Source organism: Streptomyces sp. NPDC090108, from assembly GCF_044747185.1.
Taxonomy (GTDB): Bacteria; Actinomycetota; Actinomycetes; order Streptomycetales; family Streptomycetaceae; genus Streptomyces.
Map to the genome: position 1 here is coordinate 55,845 of NZ_JBIVDQ010000007.1, position 19,950 is coordinate 75,794.

15 protein-coding genes, 1 pseudogene and 1 CRISPR repeat array are annotated in these 19,950 nt (G+C 71.0%); of the genes and pseudogenes, 3 read left to right on the forward strand and 13 right to left on the reverse strand.

Translation table 11 applies throughout. The features are described from left to right. Window positions 1-2: 2 nt before the first annotated feature. The 3 genes from ACIPRD_RS24260 to ACIPRD_RS24270 all read right to left on the reverse strand — a co-directional run bounded on the left by ACIPRD_RS24260 (window position 3) and on the right by ACIPRD_RS24270 (window position 3,541). Complete coding sequence (locus tag ACIPRD_RS24260; RefSeq protein ID WP_356400529.1) at window positions 3-815, reverse strand: polyprenol monophosphomannose synthase; 813 nt, start codon at window positions 813-815, stop codon at window positions 3-5. Window positions 816-1,364: 549 nt separating this feature from the next. Beyond that, window positions 1,365-2,978 carry an amidohydrolase gene (locus ACIPRD_RS24265; RefSeq protein ID WP_356400527.1) on the reverse strand — a complete coding sequence of 538 codons (1,614 nt, stop codon included), beginning with the start codon at window positions 2,976-2,978 and terminating at the stop codon, window positions 1,365-1,367. Window positions 2,979-3,100: 122 nt separating this feature from the next. Continuing rightward, entirely contained in the window at window positions 3,101-3,541 is a 441-nt protein-coding gene (locus tag ACIPRD_RS24270; protein ID WP_356400525.1) for an Lrp/AsnC family transcriptional regulator, read from the reverse strand. Between the two features lie 337 nt (window positions 3,542-3,878). Here ACIPRD_RS24270 and ACIPRD_RS24275 point away from each other — a divergent pair, with 337 nt between their 5' ends. Beyond that, a complete protein-coding gene (locus tag ACIPRD_RS24275) occupies window positions 3,879-4,328 on the forward strand; it encodes a hypothetical protein (protein ID WP_401565891.1) in 450 nt (149 codons plus the stop codon). A gap of 429 nt (window positions 4,329-4,757) precedes the next feature. On the opposite strand, the gene ACIPRD_RS24280 is transcribed toward ACIPRD_RS24275, so the two are convergent. From ACIPRD_RS24280 to ACIPRD_RS24320, 9 genes are all read right to left on the reverse strand, one after another. After that, window positions 4,758-5,930, reverse strand: a complete 1,173-nt coding sequence (locus ACIPRD_RS24280; RefSeq protein ID WP_356400522.1) for an acyl-CoA dehydrogenase family protein — start codon at window positions 5,928-5,930, stop codon at window positions 4,758-4,760. A 368-nt stretch (window positions 5,931-6,298) separates the two neighbouring features. Next, window positions 6,299-6,949, reverse strand: a complete 651-nt coding sequence (locus tag ACIPRD_RS24285) for a TetR/AcrR family transcriptional regulator (RefSeq protein WP_401565895.1) — start codon at window positions 6,947-6,949, stop codon at window positions 6,299-6,301. Between the two features lie 242 nt (window positions 6,950-7,191). Continuing rightward, window positions 7,192-8,061, reverse strand: coding sequence for a lysophospholipid acyltransferase family protein (locus tag ACIPRD_RS24290; protein ID WP_401565897.1), 870 nt, complete (start codon window positions 8,059-8,061; stop codon window positions 7,192-7,194). Continuing rightward, window positions 8,061-8,831: a GNAT family N-acetyltransferase gene (locus tag ACIPRD_RS24295; RefSeq protein WP_401565900.1), complete on the reverse strand. Its 771-nt coding sequence runs from the start codon at window positions 8,829-8,831 to the stop codon at window positions 8,061-8,063. The genes ACIPRD_RS24290 and ACIPRD_RS24295 overlap by 1 nt, the downstream gene beginning before the upstream one ends. Window positions 8,832-9,123: 292 nt before the next feature. Next, entirely contained in the window at window positions 9,124-9,414 is a 291-nt protein-coding gene (locus tag ACIPRD_RS24300; protein WP_401565903.1) for a chaplin, read from the reverse strand. A 248-nt stretch (window positions 9,415-9,662) separates the two neighbouring features. Further along, entirely contained in the window at window positions 9,663-10,448 is a 786-nt protein-coding gene (locus ACIPRD_RS24305; RefSeq protein ID WP_401565906.1) for an SDR family oxidoreductase, read from the reverse strand. Window positions 10,449-10,555: 107 nt separating this feature from the next. Further along, window positions 10,556-11,932, reverse strand: a complete 1,377-nt coding sequence (locus ACIPRD_RS24310) for an NADP-dependent succinic semialdehyde dehydrogenase (RefSeq protein WP_401565908.1) — start codon at window positions 11,930-11,932, stop codon at window positions 10,556-10,558. Between the two features lie 126 nt (window positions 11,933-12,058). After that, on the reverse strand, window positions 12,059-12,586 hold the full coding sequence (locus ACIPRD_RS24315; protein WP_401565909.1) for a YbhB/YbcL family Raf kinase inhibitor-like protein: 528 nt from the start codon (window positions 12,584-12,586) through the stop codon (window positions 12,059-12,061). 380 nt (window positions 12,587-12,966) lie between these two features. After that, on the reverse strand, window positions 12,967-13,872 hold the full coding sequence (locus tag ACIPRD_RS24320) for a helix-turn-helix transcriptional regulator (protein WP_401565911.1): 906 nt from the start codon (window positions 13,870-13,872) through the stop codon (window positions 12,967-12,969). Between the two features lie 174 nt (window positions 13,873-14,046). Between ACIPRD_RS24320 and ACIPRD_RS24325 the strand changes: the two genes are divergently transcribed. Next, window positions 14,047-14,817, forward strand: a complete 771-nt coding sequence (locus ACIPRD_RS24325; protein ID WP_401565913.1) for an SDR family oxidoreductase — start codon at window positions 14,047-14,049, stop codon at window positions 14,815-14,817. A 137-nt stretch (window positions 14,818-14,954) separates the two neighbouring features. Here the strand turns inward: ACIPRD_RS24325 and ACIPRD_RS24330 are convergent. Then, window positions 14,955-15,101: pseudogene (locus ACIPRD_RS24330) on the reverse strand (peptidase C39 family protein); the annotation flags it as partial. Window positions 15,102-15,655: 554 nt separating this feature from the next. Next, a CRISPR array of direct repeats spans window positions 15,656-16,722; the repeat unit is 28 nt; unit sequence GAGCAACCCCCGCGGGCGCGGGGACGAC. Window positions 16,723-16,868: 146 nt separating this feature from the next. Between ACIPRD_RS24330 and cas3 the strand changes: the two are divergent. Continuing rightward, on the forward strand, window positions 16,869-19,754 hold the full coding sequence (cas3, locus tag ACIPRD_RS24335) for a CRISPR-associated helicase Cas3' (protein ID WP_401565916.1): 2,886 nt from the start codon (window positions 16,869-16,871) through the stop codon (window positions 19,752-19,754). The last annotated feature ends 196 nt before the right edge of the window (window positions 19,755-19,950 follow it).

The following is a 19,950-nucleotide window of genomic DNA, read 5'->3' on the forward strand; positions in this document are numbered from 1 at the left end:
GGTCAGGGGCGGGCGGCCTTGGCCCGGCCGCCGGTCCTGCCCTTGATCCTGCCGACACGTTCGCCGACGCCCCAGGCGGTGACCCGCCACAGCGCCTCCACGAGGATGTCCTTGCTCATCTTGGAGTCGCCGAGCTCGCGCTCGACGAAGGTGATGGGGACCTCGACGACGTGGTGGCCGGACTTGACCGCGCGCCGGGCCAGGTCGACCTGGAAGCAGTAGCCCTGCGAGGCGACCTCTTCCAGGCCCAGCCCCTCCAGGGTCTCGCGGCGGAAGGCGCGGTAGCCACCGGTGATGTCGCGCAGCGGCAGGTCCAGGGCGAGGCGGGAGTAGAGGCTGCCGCCGCGGGAGATGAACTCGCGGGACTTGGGCCAGTTCACCACCCGGCCGCCGGGCACCCAGCGGGATCCGAGCACGAGGTCGGCACCCTTGAGGGCGGTCAGCAGGCGGGGCAGCTCCTCGGGCTGGTGGGAGCCGTCCGCGTCCATCTCGACCAGGACGCCGTAGCCGTGCTCCATGCCCCAGCGGAAGCCCGCGAGGTAGGCGGCGCCGAGGCCCTCCTTGCCCTTGCGGTGCAGCACCTGGACGTGGTCGTCCGCGGCGGCGAGTTCGTCGGCGAGCTTGCCGGTGCCGTCGGGGCTGTTGTCGTCCGCGACCAGCACGTGCGCGTCGGGGACCGCGCGGCGCACCCGGCCGACGATGCTCTTGATGTTCTCGGCCTCGTTGTAGGTCGGGATGATCACCAAGGTCGTGCCGAGCGGGCCGAACTGTCTGCCCTGGGCCTTGGCCGCGAGGGTCCCGTCGCCGTCGTTCACTGCTGCCCCTTCATGTCGTGCGCAGGCGTCCACCATAGTGGCCATGTCCTCGGGGGACGTGACGGCACGTGCGCGAGGTGGTGTCGATTCCCCAAGAGCGGGGTAAGAATGCCCGTTCAGGCCTGTCCGGGCACGGTGTCCGCGCGGCGGATGGGGGCCCGGCGCCCTTCGGGCCGACCTGGGACCCGCCGGCTGCGGGTCGACCTGAAGCCGTTGTCTACTGAGCGTCCGGGCCCCACCCGGGTCACACCCAGCCGACCGGCCGGAACGTTCCCTCGTCGGCGCGGGCGCTGAGCCTGGCTCCCAGTGACGGTGCGCCTGTGCGGCGGCACACCGTCCCTGACCCAGCGGCGGCTGCGACGAGTGCGCGAACGTTCCCCGGTCGGGCGTCCGGTGGTGGACTCGAACGAACCTACCGGCCCCCTGCCGTCGGCTGTCAACAGCCCTCTGACCTGGCCGAACACCGGACCTGTAGCGGCGGGTGCGGAGGATGCGCAGGTCGGGCGACACTGCGGCGCCCGACGGGCCGCTCCCGGCCGGCTCCGGAGATCACTCGCCCGGCCGTACGAACACCGTCCGTCCGCCGACCACCGTGCGCAGACAGACCGGCAGCTCGCGGCCCGGGGTCAGATCCGGCAGACCGGGCGTGCCCGAGCGGGGGTCGGTGGACCACCGGGCGACCCGGTCGTCGGGGGCCTGGACGACGAGCTCCTCGGTGCGCCAGACGGCGTAGTCGGCGGGCGCACCGGGCACCAGGACGCCCGCGTCGTCACGGCCGATGGCGCGCCAGCCGCCGCGCGTGTGCGCGGTGAACGCGGCGCGCACCGACACCCGGTGCTCCGGCGTGCGGTGGAAGGCGGCGGCGCGCACGGTGCCCCAGGGGTCGAGCGGGGTGACCGGGCTGTCCGAGCCGAAGGCCAGGGGCACGCCGGCGCGCAGCAGGGCGGCGAAGGGGTTGAGGGTGCGGGCCCGTTCGGCGCCGAGCCGGTCGGCGTACATGCCGTCCTCGCCGCCCCACAGCGCGTCGAAGGCGGGCTGCACGGAGGCGATCAGGCCCAGCTCGGCGAAGGCGGCGACGGTCGCGGGGGTGAGCATCTCGGCGTGCTCGACGCGGTGCCGGGCAGCACGGACCCGCGCGAGGCCGGTCTTCTCGGCGGCGGCGCGCACGCCGTCCACGACGGCTGTCACGGCGGCGTCGCCGATGGCGTGGAACCCCGCCTGGATGCCCGCCTCGGTGCAGGCGACGACATGGGCTGCGATCGCGTCGGCGTCCAGGTACGCGGTGCCGGTGTGCGCGGCGTCGGTGTACGGCCGGTGCAGGCAGGCGGTGTGCGAGCCGAGGGCCCCGTCGGCGAAGAGGTCACCGGCGGCGCCGGCCGCGCCGAGCGCCAGGGCCCTCTCCACGCCCGCGTCGCCCTGCTCCGCCCAGTAGCCCACGACGCGCGGTCCGGGGTGCCCGGCGGCGATCCGGAGCAGGCCGGTGAAGTCGTCCTCGGAGGAGATCTGCGGTCCGCCGCACTCGTGCACGGATCCGATGCCGAGGGAGGCGGCGCGGGTGAGGGCGGCGCGCTGGGCCTCGGCGCGCTGGGCCGGGGTGACGGCGGCGAGCGCGGTCCGGCGCACGGCGTGGTGGGCGTCGCCGGTGAGCGGCGCGTCGCCCCGGGGCAGGTCCTCGCGGACCAGGTCCAGCAGGGCGGTGGTGACGACCGCGGAATGGACGTCGACGCGGGACAGGTACAGGGGGCGGCCGCCGGTGGCCGCGTCGAGTTCCGCGCGGGCCGGCGGGCGGCCTCCGGGCCAGCGTGCGGCGTCCCAGCCGTGCCCCAGCAGGACCCGGTCGTCAGGGCGGGCCGCGGCGAAGTCGCGGACGAGGGCGAGGGCCGCCTCCAGGGAGGGCGCGCCGGACAGGTCGAGTCCGGTCAGCGCGAGGCCCGTCGCGGTGGTGTGCACATGGGCGTCGGTGAAGGCCGGGGTGACCAGGGCGCCGTCGAGGTCGACCACCTCGTCCACGCCGTCGGCGAAGGCGTCCGCGGCTCCCTCGGAGCCGACCCAGGCGACCTGGCCGCGCTCCACCACCATCGCGGTGGCGAAGGGATCGGCGGGGCTGTGGACCTCTCCTCGGCGCAGGAGGACGGTCTTGGGGTCGGCGGACTGCTCACTCATGCCCCACAGTCTCTCGCGCTCCAGGGGAGCACCGGGCACCGGGGCGTGCGCCCCGGCCCGCGCGCGGGTGACGGCGGGCGGGCCGGGGCGGCCCGGTTCAGATCATCGGCGGGCGGCCCGGTTCAGATCCTCGGCGGGCGGGCCTCGTACGGCGTGGACAGCACGACCGTGGTCCTGGTGGACACCCCGGCCAGGGTCCGCAGCCGGGCGAGCAGTTCCTCCAGTTCGTGCGGCGTGGCGACCCGCACCTTGAGGATGTAGTTCTCGTCACCGGCGACGCTGTGGCAGGCCTCGATCTCGGGGACGTCGGCGAGCCGCTCCGCGATGTCGTCGGGGGCGCTGGGGTCGAAGGGTTTCACCGAGATGAAGGCGGTGAGCGGCAGCCCGACGGCCTCCGGGTCCACGACCGCGGCGTAGCCGCGGATGACACCCCGCTGTTCGAGCCGGCGCACCCGCTGGTGCACGGCCGAGGTGGACAGGCCGGTGGCCTTGCCCAGGTCTGTGTAGCTCATCCGCCCGTCGGTGACGAGCAGCTGCACGATTTGTCGGTCCAGCTCCTCCATGCCGCCAAAACCTACAGGGCCCCCGATCCCCTCGGGTACCCGAGCGACGCAGGTCATCGGCCCCGCGGGCACCTCCGTCCGGCTCTCCGGCCTCCCCCGCGCGGCGTGCCCGCCGCTCCCGCCCGCCTCCGGCCTCTCCGCGGCCTCTGGATTCCATCGCACAGGAGGGTGGACAAAATCCGGCGCACCGGGCACCTGCGCAGGGCATGTGACGAACGCCACATCATCCGGACGCGCTCCGTGATGCTCTCGTGGTTACCGCGGAGACCGGACGGGAAGTGCTTGCTGTGGTCGAGGCCGCAGTGCCTTCACGGCCCAGCCTTAGGGGGAGAATCCCATGCAGAGTGTCAAGCGCCCTGGTCGTTCCGTGTCCAAGCGGCCCCAGTCGGTCGTCGAACCCGAGCCGGAGGGCGTCGAACCCGACGCCTACGAGGCGGACGGGCTCGACGGCGACGACGCCTACGACACCTTCGAGATGTACCGGGTGATCTGCCCGGACTGCGCGCAGCCCATCGCGCTGCTGACGGACGAGGAGGCCCTGCCTGAGCACGCGCTGTGCGCGTCGCCGTGGAACCCGTTCGGGCTCACGGTCTGCCCGGGCACCGGCCGCACGGCCGCCGAGGCCCGTCCCGCGGACGAGTCCTTCACCCCGCAGGAGCAGGACACCGCGCTGCTGCTGACGCTCCCCCAGGGCCTGGACTGGCGTACGCAGCCCTTCTCGCACGTCGGCGGCCCGGGCTCGCGCCCGATGCGCGTACCGGTGATGCGCGGCCAGGCCGCCGCCTGACCCTCCCCGGACGACCGCCCGGCTCCGCCCGGGCGCACCGCCGGCACACGGCACATCCGGGAGCGGCCGGGCCGCTCCCGCTCCGGCCCGTCCCGCCGACTCTCAGGCGGCGTCGCCGACGGCGGACCTGCCGTCCCCGCGGGCGGTGGGACACGGAAGCGGACGCACGTGGACTCACGCTCGATTCCACCGGGCGGTGACCTGCGCGGCCGGACAGGCGTTGCGCAGGCATGACCCCCACGTACACGGCCCCCGGGCGTCAGCGCCGCATCTTCGTACCCCGGCCCGCAGAATCGGTTCCGCCGCCGCAGGACCCGCCCATCTACCGCGAACTGATGCGTGCCTGGGCCGACCGGGGCCGCACCCTGCCGGGCCGCCACGACCCGGAGTGGATCAGGCTGGCGGCCCCGACGGTCCTCAGGGGACAGTTCAGCGACCCTCCGGTCCCGCCACGTGACGGGCGATGACCATCCGCTGGATCTGGTTCGTGCCCTCGACGATCTGGAGCACCTTCGCCTCGCGCATGTAGCGCTCGGCGGGGAAGTCGGCGGTGTAGCCGTAGCCGCCGAGGATCTGCACGGCGTCCGTGGTGACCCGCATGGCCGTGTCGGTGCAGTGCAGCTTGGCCATGGCGGCCTGCTTGGAGAACGGCAGGCCCGCGTCACGGAGCCGGGCGGCGGCGAGGTAGAGCGCCCGGCCCGCCTCGATCTGGGTGGCCATGTCGGCGATCATGAAGCGCAGGCCCTGGAAGTCGGCGATCGGGTGGCCGAACTGGCGGCGCTCGGTGGCGTAGCGGACCGCCTCGTCCAGCGCCGCCTGGGCCACGCCGATCGCGCACGCGGCGATGCCGAGCCGGCCGGAGTCGAGGGCGGACAGCGCGATGGAGAATCCCTGCCCCTCCTCGCCGATGCGCCGCTCGTCGGCGACGCGCACCTCGTCGAAGTGGACCTGGGCGGTCGGGCTGCCCTTCATCCCCATCTTCTTCTCGGGGGCCGCGCTGCTCAGGCCCTCGGCGTCGCCGGGGACCAGGAAGGCGGTGATCCCGCGCGGGCCGTCCTCGCCGGTGCGGGCCATCACGGTGTAGAAGTCGGCGATGCCGCCGTGCGTGATCCAGGCCTTCGTGCCGCTGAGCACCCAGTGGCCGCCGTCCCGGACGGCCTTGGTGCGCAGGGAGGCCGCGTCCGAGCCGGAGGAGGGTTCGGAGAGGCAGTAGGCGCCGAGCAGACCGCCGCCGAGCATGGCGGGCAGGTGCTCGACCTGCTGCTGCTTGGTGCCGTGCGTGGCGAGCGCGTAGGAGGCGAGCGTGTGCACGCTGACCCCGAGGCCGACGGTGAGGCGGGCCGCGGCGAGTTCCTCCAGCACCTGGAGATAGACCTCGTAGGGCTGCTCGCCGCCGCCGTACTCGGCGTCGTACGGCAGGCCCAGCAGGCCCGACTCCGAGAGCAGGGTGAAGACCTCGCGCGGGAAGCGTCCGGCGTCCTCCTCCTCGGCCGCCTTCGGCGCTATCTCGCGCTGTGCGATCTCACGGACGAGTGCGAGCAGATCCCTCGCCTCTTCCGTGGGCAGTTGACGCTCCACCGGCTGCGGGTCGCGGTCGGACATGGCGTCGCTCTCCTCCCTGTTCGGGCGTCGGCGGGCACACGCCTTGGTCGGGCGGCTCCGCCTGATCGTTCCGGTTCCGCCTAAGGGTCCGGCTTCCGGATCGCGGAAGCTGCTGACCAGCGGCTCTGTGCGGTGAGTATGCCCGATGGGGGACCTCACGTCACCAGTTAACGACCGCTCACTCGAAGATTCCAGCCGACGCCGTCCGGGCGCCCGGGAACAGGGCCCGCGGCGGAGCGGGGGCGGCCGCCGTCGCGGACGCGGCGAGCAGGCCCGGAGGGGTGGCCGGGGCCGCGGTGGAGCGTACGGCGGGCCGGCCGGGCTGGGCTGCGATGGAGCGTTCGGCGGGCTGGGCGGGCGGGGCGCCGTCAGTCGCGGCGGGCGGGCGGCGGAGCCGGGTGGCCGGGGTCCAGCTCCTCGATGGCGCGCAGGGCCCCTCCGAGGGTCTTCACCAGCAACTCGCGCATGGTCTCCCGGGAGAGCCCAGGGCGGGCGATCCAGTCGAGGGTGGCCCCCTCGACGCTGCACACCCAGGCGATCAGGCCCATCCGGGCCAGCGGGGCGATGTCCGTGCGGCCGTACGCCCCTTCGGCAATGGTCGCGACGATCGCCTCGCGCACCCCGTCCCGGATGGCCTGCACCTCGGTGTCGAAGCCGACGCCGCCGCCGATGATGGTGCGGTAGGCGGCCTGGTGGTGCTCGGCGAAGCGGAGGTAGCCGTCGATCGTGCGGTGGACCCGGTCCACGGAGGGCAGGTCGAGGCCGCTCGCCGCGGAGGTGACGAGATCGGCGACGGAGTCCTGGATGATCGCCAGGTAGTAGCCGCGCTTGGACTGGAAGTAGTAGTAGATCAGCCCCTTGGCGACATGCGCCTGCCGTGCGATGTCGTCCATGGAGAGAGCGTCGTAGGACGTGTCCGCGAACAACCTCCGCCCGATGGCGATGAGTTCGGCGCGGCGGGCCGCGGAACGCTCGGTGCCGCGCACCCGCGGGGTGACGGTGGCACTCTGCTGACGCATAGTCAATTTCGACCCTGGTCTGGGAGTCGGCGGACAGCGGCAGTATGCCAGAGCACGCGGACCGGGCAATGGGGCGGCCGGAAGCGGCGGCAGGGTCCGCGGCGACGTTGCGCCCCGGGCCGACGACACGGTCCGGGCCGACGCCGCGCCGCCGCGCTGCGATCCGGGCGCCGTATCCGATCGACGGGGGGGACCGGTCCGGGACGCGCACCCGTCCCGGACCGGTCATGCCCGGGGCCGGCCTATCCGGCTCCGGCCGTGTCCCGGCCCTCCCCGACGGGGCGCGGTGCCACCAGGGCCGCGTGGGCCCGAGCGGGTTCCGTGGCGAGCGGCCGGGCCGCGCGGGCGAGGGAGCGGCGGTCGGGGTGGGCGCCGACCGGTATCACCGGCAGGACGTCGACCTCGGCCACCAGGCCACGCGTGCGAGCCACCCGCCACAGGGAGGCGGCGAGGGTGTCCTCGCCGACGAACGCCGCCGCGGTGCTCGGTCCCGCCCCGTGCTGCCGGTAGCGGAGCCGGACCGGCAGCACGGGCACGCCGGCGTCCAGCGCGGCCTGGAACACGGCGCGGTGGAACGGCCCGTGGGCGCGCCCGCACCAGGTGCTGCCCTCGGGGAAGGCGGCGACGGCCGCGCCGGAGCGCAGGGCGCGGGCGACGGCCGCCACCGCCGCGGGCAGCGCGCGCGGCCGGTCGCGCTCGATGAACAGCGTGCCGCCCCGCGCGGCCAGCGCCCCGGCCACCGGCCAGCGCCCGATCTCGGCCTTGGCGAGCATCCGGGCCGGGCGTACGGCGGCGAGCAGCGCGATGTCGAGCCACGAGACGTGGTTGGCGACGATCAGCAGTCCGCCGTCCGGTGCGGGCGCGCCGGTGATCCGTGTCCCGACCCCGGCGGCCCGCACCACGCGCCGGCTCCAGCGCGCGACCCACTGGGCCGGTATCCGCCCGCCCCGGCGCGCGCTCCCCCGGGCGAGCGGGCAGAGCGTGATACCCACCAGCAGCAGGGCCGTCACCGCGGCGACGCGCAGGACGGCGCGGGGCAGGGCCACCGGCGCCCCGGCCGGTTCCACACACGCGCCGGGGGTGCAGGGCGCGGTGGGCAGCCAGCCGCTCATCAGCCGGGTACGAGGGCGAGGAAGTGCCGCAGATAGCGCGGGTCGACCCGGCGCATCGACAGCAGCACGCAGAGGTCGACGACGCCGAAGTCCGGGTCGTGGGCGGGTTCTCCGCACACCCGGGCACCGAGCCGGAGGTAGCCGCGCAGCAGGGGTGGGAGCGCGGTGTGCCCGACGGGGACCCGTTCGCCGGGGATCCAGGGCAGCAGGGGCCGTACCCGGAACTCCTTGGGCGCGAGGTGCTTGTCGCGGACCCGGTGCCAGGTGGCGGTGGCCAGGGTGCCGCCGTCGGCGAGCGGCACGGAACAGCAGCCGGTCAGCCACTCGTGGCCGCGGTCGGTCATGTAACGGGCTATGCCGGCCCAGATCAGGCTGATGACGGCGCCGTCGCGGTGGTCGGGGTGGACGCACGAGCGGCCGACCTCGACGAGCCGGGACCGGATCGGGTCGAACGCGCCGAGGTCGAACTCGCCCTCCGAGTAGAGGCGTCCGGCGGCCTCGGCCCGCTCCGGGGGCAACAGCCGATAGGTGCCGACGACCTGGCCGGTGACCGTCTCGCGGACGAGGAGGTGGTCGCAGTGGGCGTCGAACGGGTCGATGTCGAGGCCGGGATGCGGGGTGGCGAGGAGGGCGCCCATCTCCCCCGCGAAGACCTCGTGCCGCAGTCGCTGTGCGGCGCGGACATCGTCCTCGTCGCGGGCGAGGGTGACGGTGTAGCGGACGGGTGCCGGGGTCCGCGGTGGACGGTCGAGGGTGGTGACGCCGTTCATGGATCTCCCCATGGTCACGGGCCGGATCGGCGGCCGGGCGGACCGGGGTTCCGGGCCGCCGGTCCTGTTCTTCCGATGCCGGTTGGCGTGCGCGTGACAGGTGTGGGGTGAACGGGTGTGCGGTCGTTGAACGACGCGCGGGTCGTCCCCCCGCCGGGGTACGGAGACGGGGCGGGGGGACGCGACGACGCCATGGCCGAGCCGGACGGCGCGAGCGGCGGACCTGATCAATGACGCAGGAGCCCGGGGGTGAGCGAGGTCGACGTCAGGCCCGGGAGCCCTTCTGCGTACGTCAGCTCTGCGGAGTGTCGTATCCGGGGGTCGCCGTGGGCGGCGTCTGCTCGCCGAGGTTGGCGCAGGTGTTGCCGAAGGCCGGGTTGAGCAGGCCGATCACGTCGACGCTGTTCCCGCACAGGTTGACCGGGATGTTGACCGGAACCTGGATCACGTTGCCGGACAGCACGCCGGGCGAACCGGCCGCGGCGCCCTGGGCACCCGCGTCGGCCAGCGCCAGGCCGGCCCCGCCCACCACCACGGCGCCGGCACCCAGGGCGACCACGACCGCCTTCGCAATGTGAGACATCAACTTTCCCCTTGTGCGTCGGTGTACATACCGGCCAGAACCGGCCATCTCCCCCGGTCAACGGATGTACAAGACAATTGGATGCAGAGAGCAGGGCTTTTCATTCTTTCGGGGTACTTCTGGAGAAGGCTCGCGCCGACCTGCCTTGCCCGACAGCTCTTACCGCCCTGGGCCGGCCCTCCCCCGGCCCGCGTGGCGAGGGCTGGTTCGCCTCACCGAACGCGAGGGCCACTGCCTCGGCGTCTGAGTCAGCTGGGCTGCGCTGTCGGCATGATGGTGACTTGCTGGAGATTGACGCGTGGGGGAAGAGCGGCAAGGAATCCGACGACATCAGCGATGTCCTGCGGGGTGAGCCACTCCATGCCGCCCTCCTTGGAGTCAGCGAGCCACTGCAGCGTGCCTTCATCGGTTACGTGGCTTTGCAGCTCGGTGCCGACGATCCCGGGCTCCAGAGCCGCCACGCGCACGTTCTTGGGCCCGAGCTCGACGCGCAGATGTCTGGACAGGTGGGTGACGAAGGCTTTCGTTCCGGAGTACACGGCGAAGTTCGGGAAGATGTTCTGAGCGGCGATCGATGACATGTTGATGAGATCGGCGACACCGCGCTCCTGCGCAGCCTTGACGAGCTGCGAGGTGAAGGCGCCGATGACGTTCATCAGTCCAGTGATGTTGAGGTCCACCTGCTGCTGCCACTGATCGACCGCACGCTCCTCGATCGGAGCGGGGAGCATCACGCCCGCGTTGTTGACGAGAACGTCGACGTCACCGAAATGGTTCGCCACACGGTCCGCCGCGTCTTGGACAGCCGCGGCGTCGGTCACGTCCAGAGCGATGGCCATGGCCTGCCCGCCGGCCTCCTCGACCCGGCCGACGAGACTGTCGAGCCGCTGGGAGCGGCGAGCGAGGACCGCGACGCGAGCGCCCATCTCCGCGAGGCGTTCAGCAGTGGCCTCGCCGATCCCGCTGGAAGCTCCGGTGACGACCGCGACACGGCCGCTCAGCGAGCCGGCCGAGTTGACGCCTTGAGCAGTCATGGTTCACCTTCTCAAGTAGAGCGCCGGTGGATTCCGCATCGGATTCCGCACCCGCGGAAATGTGCCGGTGATCAGTCACCGGTGCTGGACGCGTCCCTGTCTCCTGATCACTCGCCGATCCAGACCGTCTTGACGTTCATGAATTCGCGCATGCCGAGATCGGACAGTTCCCGGCCGTACCCGCTGCGCTTGGTCCCACCGAAGGGGATCTCCGGGTAGCTGGTGGTGTGGCCGTTGATGAAGGCCATGCCGGACTGGACATCCCGTACGAACGTCGCGCGTTCCGACTCGTCCTCGCTCCACAGGTTCGAACCGAGCCCGTAGGGATGGCCGTTGGCCTCCCGCAGGGCCTCCTCCAGGGACGCCACGACGAACACCTGCGCCACGGGGCCGAACACCTCCTCGTGGTACATCCTCATCTCCGGTGTGATGTCCGTCAGGACCGTGGGCGGGTAGTACCAACCCGGCCGGTCCGGCCGTTCGCCACCGACCAGCACGGTCGCCCCCTTGCCGACGGCGTCCGCGACGTAGTCCTCGACGTCCTGCCGCCCGGACTCCGTCGCCAGCGGCCCGATGTCCGTGTCCTGGTCCATGGGATCGCCCAGCACCAGCGCCCCCATTTTGGCCACGAACTTCTCGACGAACGCGTCCGCGATGTCCTCGTGCACGAAGAACCGTTTGCCGTTGATGCACGACTGTCCGTTGTTCAGCGTGCGTGCCGTGACCGCGACATCCGTGGATCGTTCGAGGTCCGCGGACGGCATGACGATGAAGGGGTCCGATCCGCCGAGCTCCAGGACGACCTTCTTGATCTCGTCGCCGGCGATGGCGGCGACCGACCGCCCGGCGGGCTCACTGCCCGTCAGTGTCGCCGCGGCCACCCGCTCGTCCCGCAGCACCTGCTCCACCGTGCCCGAGGAGATCAGCAGGGTCTGGAAGACGTCGTCGGGGAAGCCCGCCTCACGGAAGAGCCGTTCCATGTACAGGGCGCATTGCGGCACGTTGGAGGCGTGCTTGAGCAGACCCACGTTGCCGGCCATCAGCGCGGGGGCGGCGAACCGCATGGCCTGCCACAGCGGCAGATTCCAGGGCATCACCGCGAGCACCACACCGATCGGCTGGTACGTCACGTACGTACTCCGCGCCCCGACGCTCGCACCGTCACCCTCGGCGTCCTGCAGGAACCCGGGACCGTGCTCGGCGTAGAACCGCAACCCGGCCACACACTTGGCCACCTCGGCCTGCGCCGCCCGGAAGGTTTTGCCCATCTCCGACACGATCAGCGCGGCCACCGTGTCCGCCTCGCCCTCCAGGCGATCGGCGGCCGCCCTCAGCCAGCCGGCCCTGTCCTCGACGCTCGTCGACCGGTACGACTCGGCGGCGGCCGCCGCGCGCGCGAGTTTTTCCTCCAGTTGCCCGGCCGTCAGTTCGTCGAATCTCTCGAAGACCTCACCCGTAGCCGGATTCGTCGACTCAATAGCCATGCCGATCAGGTTACGATCGGCCACCGTGAGCGGCAAGTCGCGATCATGCCTACGGTTATGGAATTGAACACCAAAGAGATTTCAGCGAGATTCCAGAAACCTTGTCCATCTCTATGGAGCGGCAATTCACCTCTCGTAGGTGGTGAACATGCTGGCCCGCGCGATCGCGTGCGTGAAGAGAAGGAAGTCCATGAGTGCCGGAGTCGTCCTCTCCGACACCTCCAACTCTTCGACATCCACCGCGTGCACGATGAGGAAGTAGCGGTCCGGGCCGTTTCCCGGAGGTGTGGCCGGTCCCAGATACCTTCTGTATCCGGCGTCGTTCGGCAGCGTCACCGCGCGGCCTGGCAGTTCGCGACCGTCTCCCGCACCGGCAGGGAGATCGGTCACCGAGACGGGGATGTTCGCCACAGCCCAATGCCAGAAGCCTGAGGCAGTGGGCACGTCAGGGTCGAACATGGCGACCGTGAAACTGCGCGTGCCCTCGGGGAATTCCGACCAACTCAGCTGCGGGGAGACATCCTCTCCACCTGCCCCCAGGATGCCGCTCACATGCTCGCGCGCGAGTGGCGCCCCGTCGGTCACGGACTGCGAGGTCACGGTGAAGCCTGGAAGGGGCGGCATGTGGTCGTACGGGCCATAGGGCTTGATCATGGCGGCCTCTGCAATTCGTGGGGCTCGACGTCATCGATGCACATGTCTCTGGTCGAGAGTGCGAGAGAACGCGAGTCCGCCCGATGCGGATTCAGCGAGCCCGGCGGAGGTGTTCTTGATCAACTACCGACATGTCGGTGTGCGTTCCAGAATACGATCAGCACTTCCGGTCGGCAATGCCGGCCTTGCCGGATCGCGCCACATTCATTTCCGAGAAGCCATTGCGCCCGGTAAACCGGCCGGTCGAGTGCACGACACTCGTCGCCGAGCCGCGTGTGAGCGTCAGCCACTGTTCGTGAAAGCCGCGGAGAAGGGTCGGATCGCCGGGCTCGCCGCAACGGCAGGCCCAGCCCCGCGCAGTCGGCGGCACCGCTCCGGGATCAGCTCGCGTCCGGGCGAGGGTGAGCCTCGTCGGGCGGCGTGCGGACGGCGGCAGGAGCGGCAGGGGGTGCAGTCCAGCTGGCCAGCAGGCGAAGCGCATCGGTGGACGCACCGGGTTCTGGTGTGTACACACACAGAGTCTGGTCGGGATCTCCTGCGAAGGTGAACACCTCGTAACCGACCGTGATCTCGCCTACCAGCGGGTGACGGTACCGCTTGGCGCCATGCGTCTTCTCCCGTACCTGATGGGTGGCCCACCAGGTACGGAACTCCGGACTCCTGATGCTGAGCCGGCCGATGAGATCCGTCAGGAGCGGATCGTCCGGATGCCGCCCCGCGTACAGGCGGAGCATGGCCACGCTGTCGGTCGCCACGGCTTCCCAGTCGGCGTAGAGATCACGGGCGGCGGGATCGAGGAACTGGAACACGGCCATGTTCCGCTCCCGGTGAGGCAGAGCGTCGAAGTCGGTGATGAGAATGCGGGCGAGTCGGTTGGTGGCCAGCACGTCCATCCGGTGCCCCATGACCACTGCGGGCGCGGACTCGCCCAGCAGATCCAGCATCTGGTAGACCTCTGGCCTCACCCGCTGGGGGCGCTCCGGCCCGCGACGGCCGGCCGGAGCGGTCTGCCTTCGCGCCAGATCGAGCAAGTGCCGATGTTCCACCTCGTCCAGGTTCAGGGCGCGGGCCACCGCGTCCAGCACGGCGTCGGAGACGTTCTGCTGCCTGCCCTGTTCCATACGGGCGTAGTAGTCGACACTCACCCCCGCCAGGTAGGCGACCTCCTCGCGGCGCAGCCCCGGCACCCGGCGGGCGGTACCGGTCGGCACGACACCCGCGTCCTGGGGACGCACCCGGGCGCGGCGGGACCGGAGAAACGCCCCGAGCTCGACATTCGGATCCATTTCCCCAGTGTCGCCGACCACCCGGGGAGCCTGCCGACCGGAAGGTGGACCTGTCAGATCCAGGTTGAGCAGTGCGTGCTCGGAGGCCGAATCCTGGCCGGCGGTGGACCGAGAGTGGATGCAGGGCGCCGATCAGGCCCCGACCCCGCATCGACTCACCTGGAGAAGACCCTCATGTCTGCGCTCACCCGGAACAACCCGCTCGCCGGCCGTGTGGCCGTCATCGCCGGCGCGTCCAGCGGCATCGGCGAGGCCAGCGCGCTGCGCCTGGCCGGCCTGGGCGCCGAGGTCGCCCTCCTCGCCCGCCGTGAGGACCGCCTCACGGAACTGGCCGCCAAGATCGAGAAGGCCGGGGGCACCGCCGTGGCGATCGCCCTCGATGTGACGGACAAGGCCGCGGTCCACTCGGTCGCCGACCGCATCGCCGCCGAGCTCGGAACGGCCGATCTGGTGCTCAACAACGCCGGCGTCATGCTGCCTGCCCCGATCGAGGAGCTGCGCGAGGATCAGTGGCAGAACCAGATCGACCTCAACATCTCGGGTCTGATGAACGTCATCGGCGCCTTCACCCCGCAGCTGCTCGCCGCCGCGGCCGAGGGACGCCCGGCGGACCTGATCAACACCTCGTCCATCGCGGCGAAGAACATCTTCCCGAAGTTCGCGGTGTATTCCGGCACCAAGGCGTTCGTCACGCACATGTCCGTGACGCTCCGCGCCGAACTCGGCCAGAAGGGCGTGCGCGTGTCCGCGATCGAGCCCGGCATGGTCATCACCGAGCTGGAGACCCACATCACCGACGCGGGTGCCAGGGAGTGGTTCGCGGGCGCCCACGACGTGATGCTGCACGCCGAGGACATCGCGGAGACGATCGCCTTCACCGCGCTGCTGCCCCGCCGCGCCAACCTCCAGCAGGTCACGATCATGCCCACCGGCCAGCCCGCCTGAGAAAGCACGGACCGGGGCCCGGACCAGCATCCAGATGCCGATCCGGGCCCCGGTCGCACGAGTCCGCCGCGGCGCCTTCGGCGAACCCACGCTCAGCGCACGCCCGCTCAGCGCACGCCCACTCAGTGCAGGCCCGCTCAGTGCACCCCCACCGCGGCGAGCGCCTTGCGCTGCCGCGCGGTCGGATGCGCCGGGAAGTACAGGTAGCAGACCCCGCCCGTGCCCGAGGAGACCCCGCCGGAGGCGTTGTACCGCTTGGTGCGCAGCCAGATGTTCTCGAACTGATTCGGCTGGCTCTAGCAGCTCCATCACAAAAGATCAAATGAGCAGGTCAGACCCCGTGGGATCGATTCAAGTTGTCGGTCCCGCGGGGCCTCGTGCTGACTTCGTGCTGACTTCCGGTGCCGTCCCTTCCGGACCGTTCGTGCCCCGCGTGCTGGATCGGTGCTGACCTCGTTGTGGGCAGGCAGGCATGAGTGCGACCCAATGGGACCAGCGCTCCGAGCGAGTCATCCTCACGGTGGCAATCACGCACCGTGAGTACTTCATCCGTTTGGTGCGGCCGAATGCTGCAGCTACCGTCCTGCTCCAACGTGATCGACGAGGAATGGATCGACGTACTGTGTGGGATGTCAAAGAACTTGCCCGCTACCTCTGCAAGCCCCTCTCCTGGATATACGACAACCATGCCAAGGAGGGCATCCCGAGCTTCCGGGTCGGTCAACAGCTCCGATTCGCCCCTCATGAAATTGAGGCATGGCTACTCGAGCGACGCTCTGCGTCCAGCGGTTAATCCTCAGGCCTCGTTCGCATTCGCACCGCACATCTCTGCATATCTGACTGGCTGGTGAAGGCGCGGGGACGACCTCCCCATGGCCGGCCGCCGGCCATCCGGAGCCGAGCAACCCCCGCGGGCGCGGGGACGACCGCAGCGCTCCGTCCAGGACGACACGCTCCCCCGAGCAACCCCCGCGGGCGCGGGGACGACGTAAGAGACCGTCTTGAGAGACAGATCCATGGAGAGCAACCCCCGCGGGCGCGGGGACGACCAGGTCCGCGGCCACGTCCACATCACGCAGCGCGAGCAACCCCCGCGGGCGCGGGGACGACCCAGGGCCGAACCATCGAGCCTGTACGAAATCCAGAGCAACCCCCGCGGGCGCGGGGACGACTCGGCGTAGACCTCGCTGGCGTCGTCGGCGTGCGAGCAACCCCCGCGGGCGCGGGGACGACGAGCCGAGGCCGTTCGGGGCCGGGGACGCGCCGGAGCAACCCCCGCGGGCGCGGGGACGACTCGCCTGCCAGGATCTCCAGGGCGCCGTCGTTGGAGCAACCCCCGCGGGCGCGGGGACGACGTGGCGGGCTCGCTCGCCGCCGCGCTGAGCCTCGAGCAACCCCCGCGGGCGCGGGGACGACCAGCGTCAAAAGCCGATTCCGGGTAGAGACCGAGAGCAACCCCCGCGGGCGCGGGGACGACAGGGCGCGCAGGCCGGACGAGGAGATCGACGTCGAGCAACCCCCGCGGGCGCGGGGACGACACCGTCGGCGTCATCAACGCCATCCAGCGGCTCGAGCAACCCCCGCGGGCGCGGGGACGACACTCCGGAGAGGGCGCTACTGATGGCGCAGGCAGAGCAACCCCCGCGGGCGCGGGGACGACGTCCGGATACGTCGGCTACACCGGGCCTAGCGACGAGCAACCCCCGCGGGCGCGGGGACGACCGGGACAGGACGAGGACGTCGCCGGTGGTGGTGGAGCAACCCCCGCGGGCGCGGGGACGACTGCCTGGCTACGGCCACGGGAAAAGAGGCCCATGAGCAACCCCCGCGGGCGCGGGGACGACAAAGGGCGTCGTGCTTGGGGAGGGATGCGACGAGAGCAACCCCCGCGGGCGCGGGGACGACACTTGTTGACCTGCGGTGATGCTACCAAGATCGCCCGTTTTCCTTTACCTGCATCCTGGGTGTGCGGTCCCTTCCGGCTGGATTGTCAGACCCGCCGTCTATGGTGCCGGCCAGCTTGTATAGGTCGGTTCGAGGGGGTGTTGGGCATGGTGGACGAGCGGTCAGTTGTGGAGTTGATGCGCTCGATGGGGTTGTCCGAGGAGACCGTAGCGCGGGTGTCCCGGTTGTGGGGGAAGTCGGCAGCGCGCAATCGCGGGCGGACTCATTTGCTACTCGGACATCTATTGGATACCGCGGCCGTGGCGGGTCTGATGTGGGATCAGTACCTGTCGCCGTCGTTCCGCCGCCGTCTGGACAGGGTCGCTGGAGGGCGAGGCCGGGCCTGGTTCATGTGGGTGTGCGGGATCCATGACTGCGGCAAGGCGTGCCCGGCGTTCCAGGGGCTGGACGCGGTGGAGGCCGTTCCTGTCCGTGAGGCCGGGCTGACGTGGGGACGGTTGCAGACCGGGCGGGGTAAGAAGTGGCGGCACGACGTGGCGGGTGGGGAACTGCTCCTGCCGCGGCTGCGTGACGAGTGGGACGACGCCGAGGCCGCGGCGTGGGTGTGGCCGTTGGTGGCCGGCCATCACGGTGCTTTCCCTTCCGTGGGCAGGCTGCCAGCGCCGTATCCGGACGCGGTGGGGCGTGGGCCGGCCTGGGCCGAGGTTCAGCGTGCTGTGGTGGATGTGTTCACCCGTGCGGTCGGCTTCGACGATCTGGCAGCTGTGAGGCCGGTTTCGTCGTTGCGGAAGGCGGAACAGTTGGCGCTGTCGGGTCTGATCGTGATGGCTGACTGGATCGCCAGTGACAGCAAGTGTTTCGAGGGACTGGCCGATGCCAAGGGCGTTTCGCCGGCCGAAGCGTTCCGGCGGGCGGAGTCGGCGTGGCAGAAGCTCGGGTTTCAGGGAGGGTGGGGGGATCTGCCTCTGCCTGGTTCTGCGATCGCTCCCCTGGTGGGACGTCTGGGGGTGTCACCGCGTGCTTCGCAGCGGGAGTTGGTGGCACGAGCGTGGTCGATGCCGGTGCCGGGGCTGCTCGTGGCTGAAGCTCCCATGGGTGAGGGCAAGACGAAGGCCGCTCTGGCTGCGGCCGAGGTACTGGCAGCTCGTTTCGGCCTGAACGGTGTGTTCGTGGCGATGCCGACACAGGCGACGAGCGATCCCATGTATCAGCAGGTCTTGGACTGGGTGCGCTCGTTCGACCCGGAACTCGAGTCGCAGGTTGCGCTGTTGCACGGAAAGCGGCGCTTCAACCAGCAGTGGAAGAAGATCTGGGAGGACGAACAGTCTTGCGGGACCGGTGAGTCCGAGAGCACGGTGTGGGAGGACTTCGGAGCGATCGACGAGGATGACGACTTCGGCTGGCCGGGGGGAAGCGCGACAGGGGCGGAGGCCGAGCGTAGCGGGCCGCCAGTTTGGTTCCTGGGCAGCAAGCGTGGGCTGTTGTCGCCTTTCGCTGTGGGCACCGTCGATCACCTGCTCTATGCGGCCACGCGTACGCGGCATGTGATGCTGCGGTTCGCCGGACTGACAGGCAAGGTCGTGATCGTGGACGAGGTCCACGCGGCCGATGTCTACATGCGCCAGTTTCTGCTGGAGGCGTTGCGGTGGCTCGGTCAGGCGGGGGTGCCGGTGGTGCTGTTGTCGGCCACGTTGCCGCCCGTACAGCGGCAGGCGTTCGTCGACGCGTACCTGTCGGGGGCGTTGGGGGTGGCGGATGTTGACCAGCCGGTGCCGGTTCCGGTCGGCTATCCCTGCGTGACGACCGCGTTCGCGGTCGCTGGTGAGCCGGTGGTGGAGAGTTCCCGTACGCCGGTCCCGTCGTGGCGGAAATCGCTGCCGACCCGGATCGAGTGGCTTGCGGACACGGAGAAGGAGGGGGCAAAGGTCGCCTCGGCCGCGCGGGAGGCGGTACGGGACGGCGGCGTCGTTCTGGTGGTCCTGAATCAGGTGGAACGAGCTCAGGCGGTCCATGCGGCGTTGCACGACGGCGGGTTCGACGGGCAACTGCACCTGCTGCATGGGCGTCTGTGTACGGCTCACCGGGCAGAGCGGACACAGAAATGCATTCGCCTGATGGGTCCGGAGGCCGGGGACGAGCGGCCGGAGCGCATGGTGGTGGTCGCCACGCAGCTCGCCGAGCAGTCGTTCGACGTGGATGCGGACGTGCTGATCACGGATCTCGCCCCGATGGACCTGCTGCTGCAGCGGATCGGCCGACTCCACCGGCATGCCGGGACGCACAGGCCTGCGGTGCATGCGGCGCCGCGCGTCATGGTGACCGGAGTGGCCGCCGACGGCCAGGGGCGTCCTCGGTTCCTGTTCGCATCGAAGAAGATCTACGGGGAGTGGCCGCTGCTGCGCGCGGCGGCCCTGGTGACGGAAGCCGCGGGCCCCTTGCTCCCCGGCGACGCCCAAGCGAGCATCGGGACGTGGAGTGTTCCGGCGGATGTGCCGGACCTGGTGGCGCGTGCATACGGGGAGGCGGAGGCCTGCCCGGCGGAGTGGGACGAGCCAGCTGCTTTCGACAGGTGGCGGGCGGAGGAGGAGAAGCGTCGTTCGGGGGCCGAGGGATTCCTTCTGACGCGGCCCCGCGAGTGGGGGGCGCCGACGTTGGAAGGCCTGCATTACGCGGCCAGCAGTGCTGGGTCCGAGGAGGACCTCGATGCCGTGGTGCGGGACGGGGATCGTGGCGTCGAGGTCGTCGTGGTGCACCGTGTTGCAGGCGGTTTCACCGCTCTGGACGGGACGCGGCTCGGTGTGCACGGCGAGGTCCTGGACGACCCCGTGGTCGATCGGCTGCTGGGCGGTTCCGTCCGGCTGCCGGTCGGGCTGTCAGAAGCCGGCCGGTTGCTGAAGCCTCTGCCGGGCTGGGCGGCACACCCCTGGCTGCGGTACGCCCACGCGTTGGTCCTGGAGGACGGGTACGCCGAGCTGGGCGATTCCCGGCTCTCGTACGACGACACCCTGGGGCTGGTGGTAGCCCGTCAGTGAGCAGGAAGGGCGGCGTCCCCTGTCTGTTCTCGCACCCCGCTGTCGCGGGGACGACGTGAAGTGGCGAACCGGAACACCCCCGCCTGAACGGTGCGGGGAGCGGGGGACGCCGCCACGCCAGCGCAGGGTACCTGCCGAACGCCCGCGAGACGGGCTGGTCGGCGAAATCTCCACGAACTCTTCAGAAGTGCTTGCG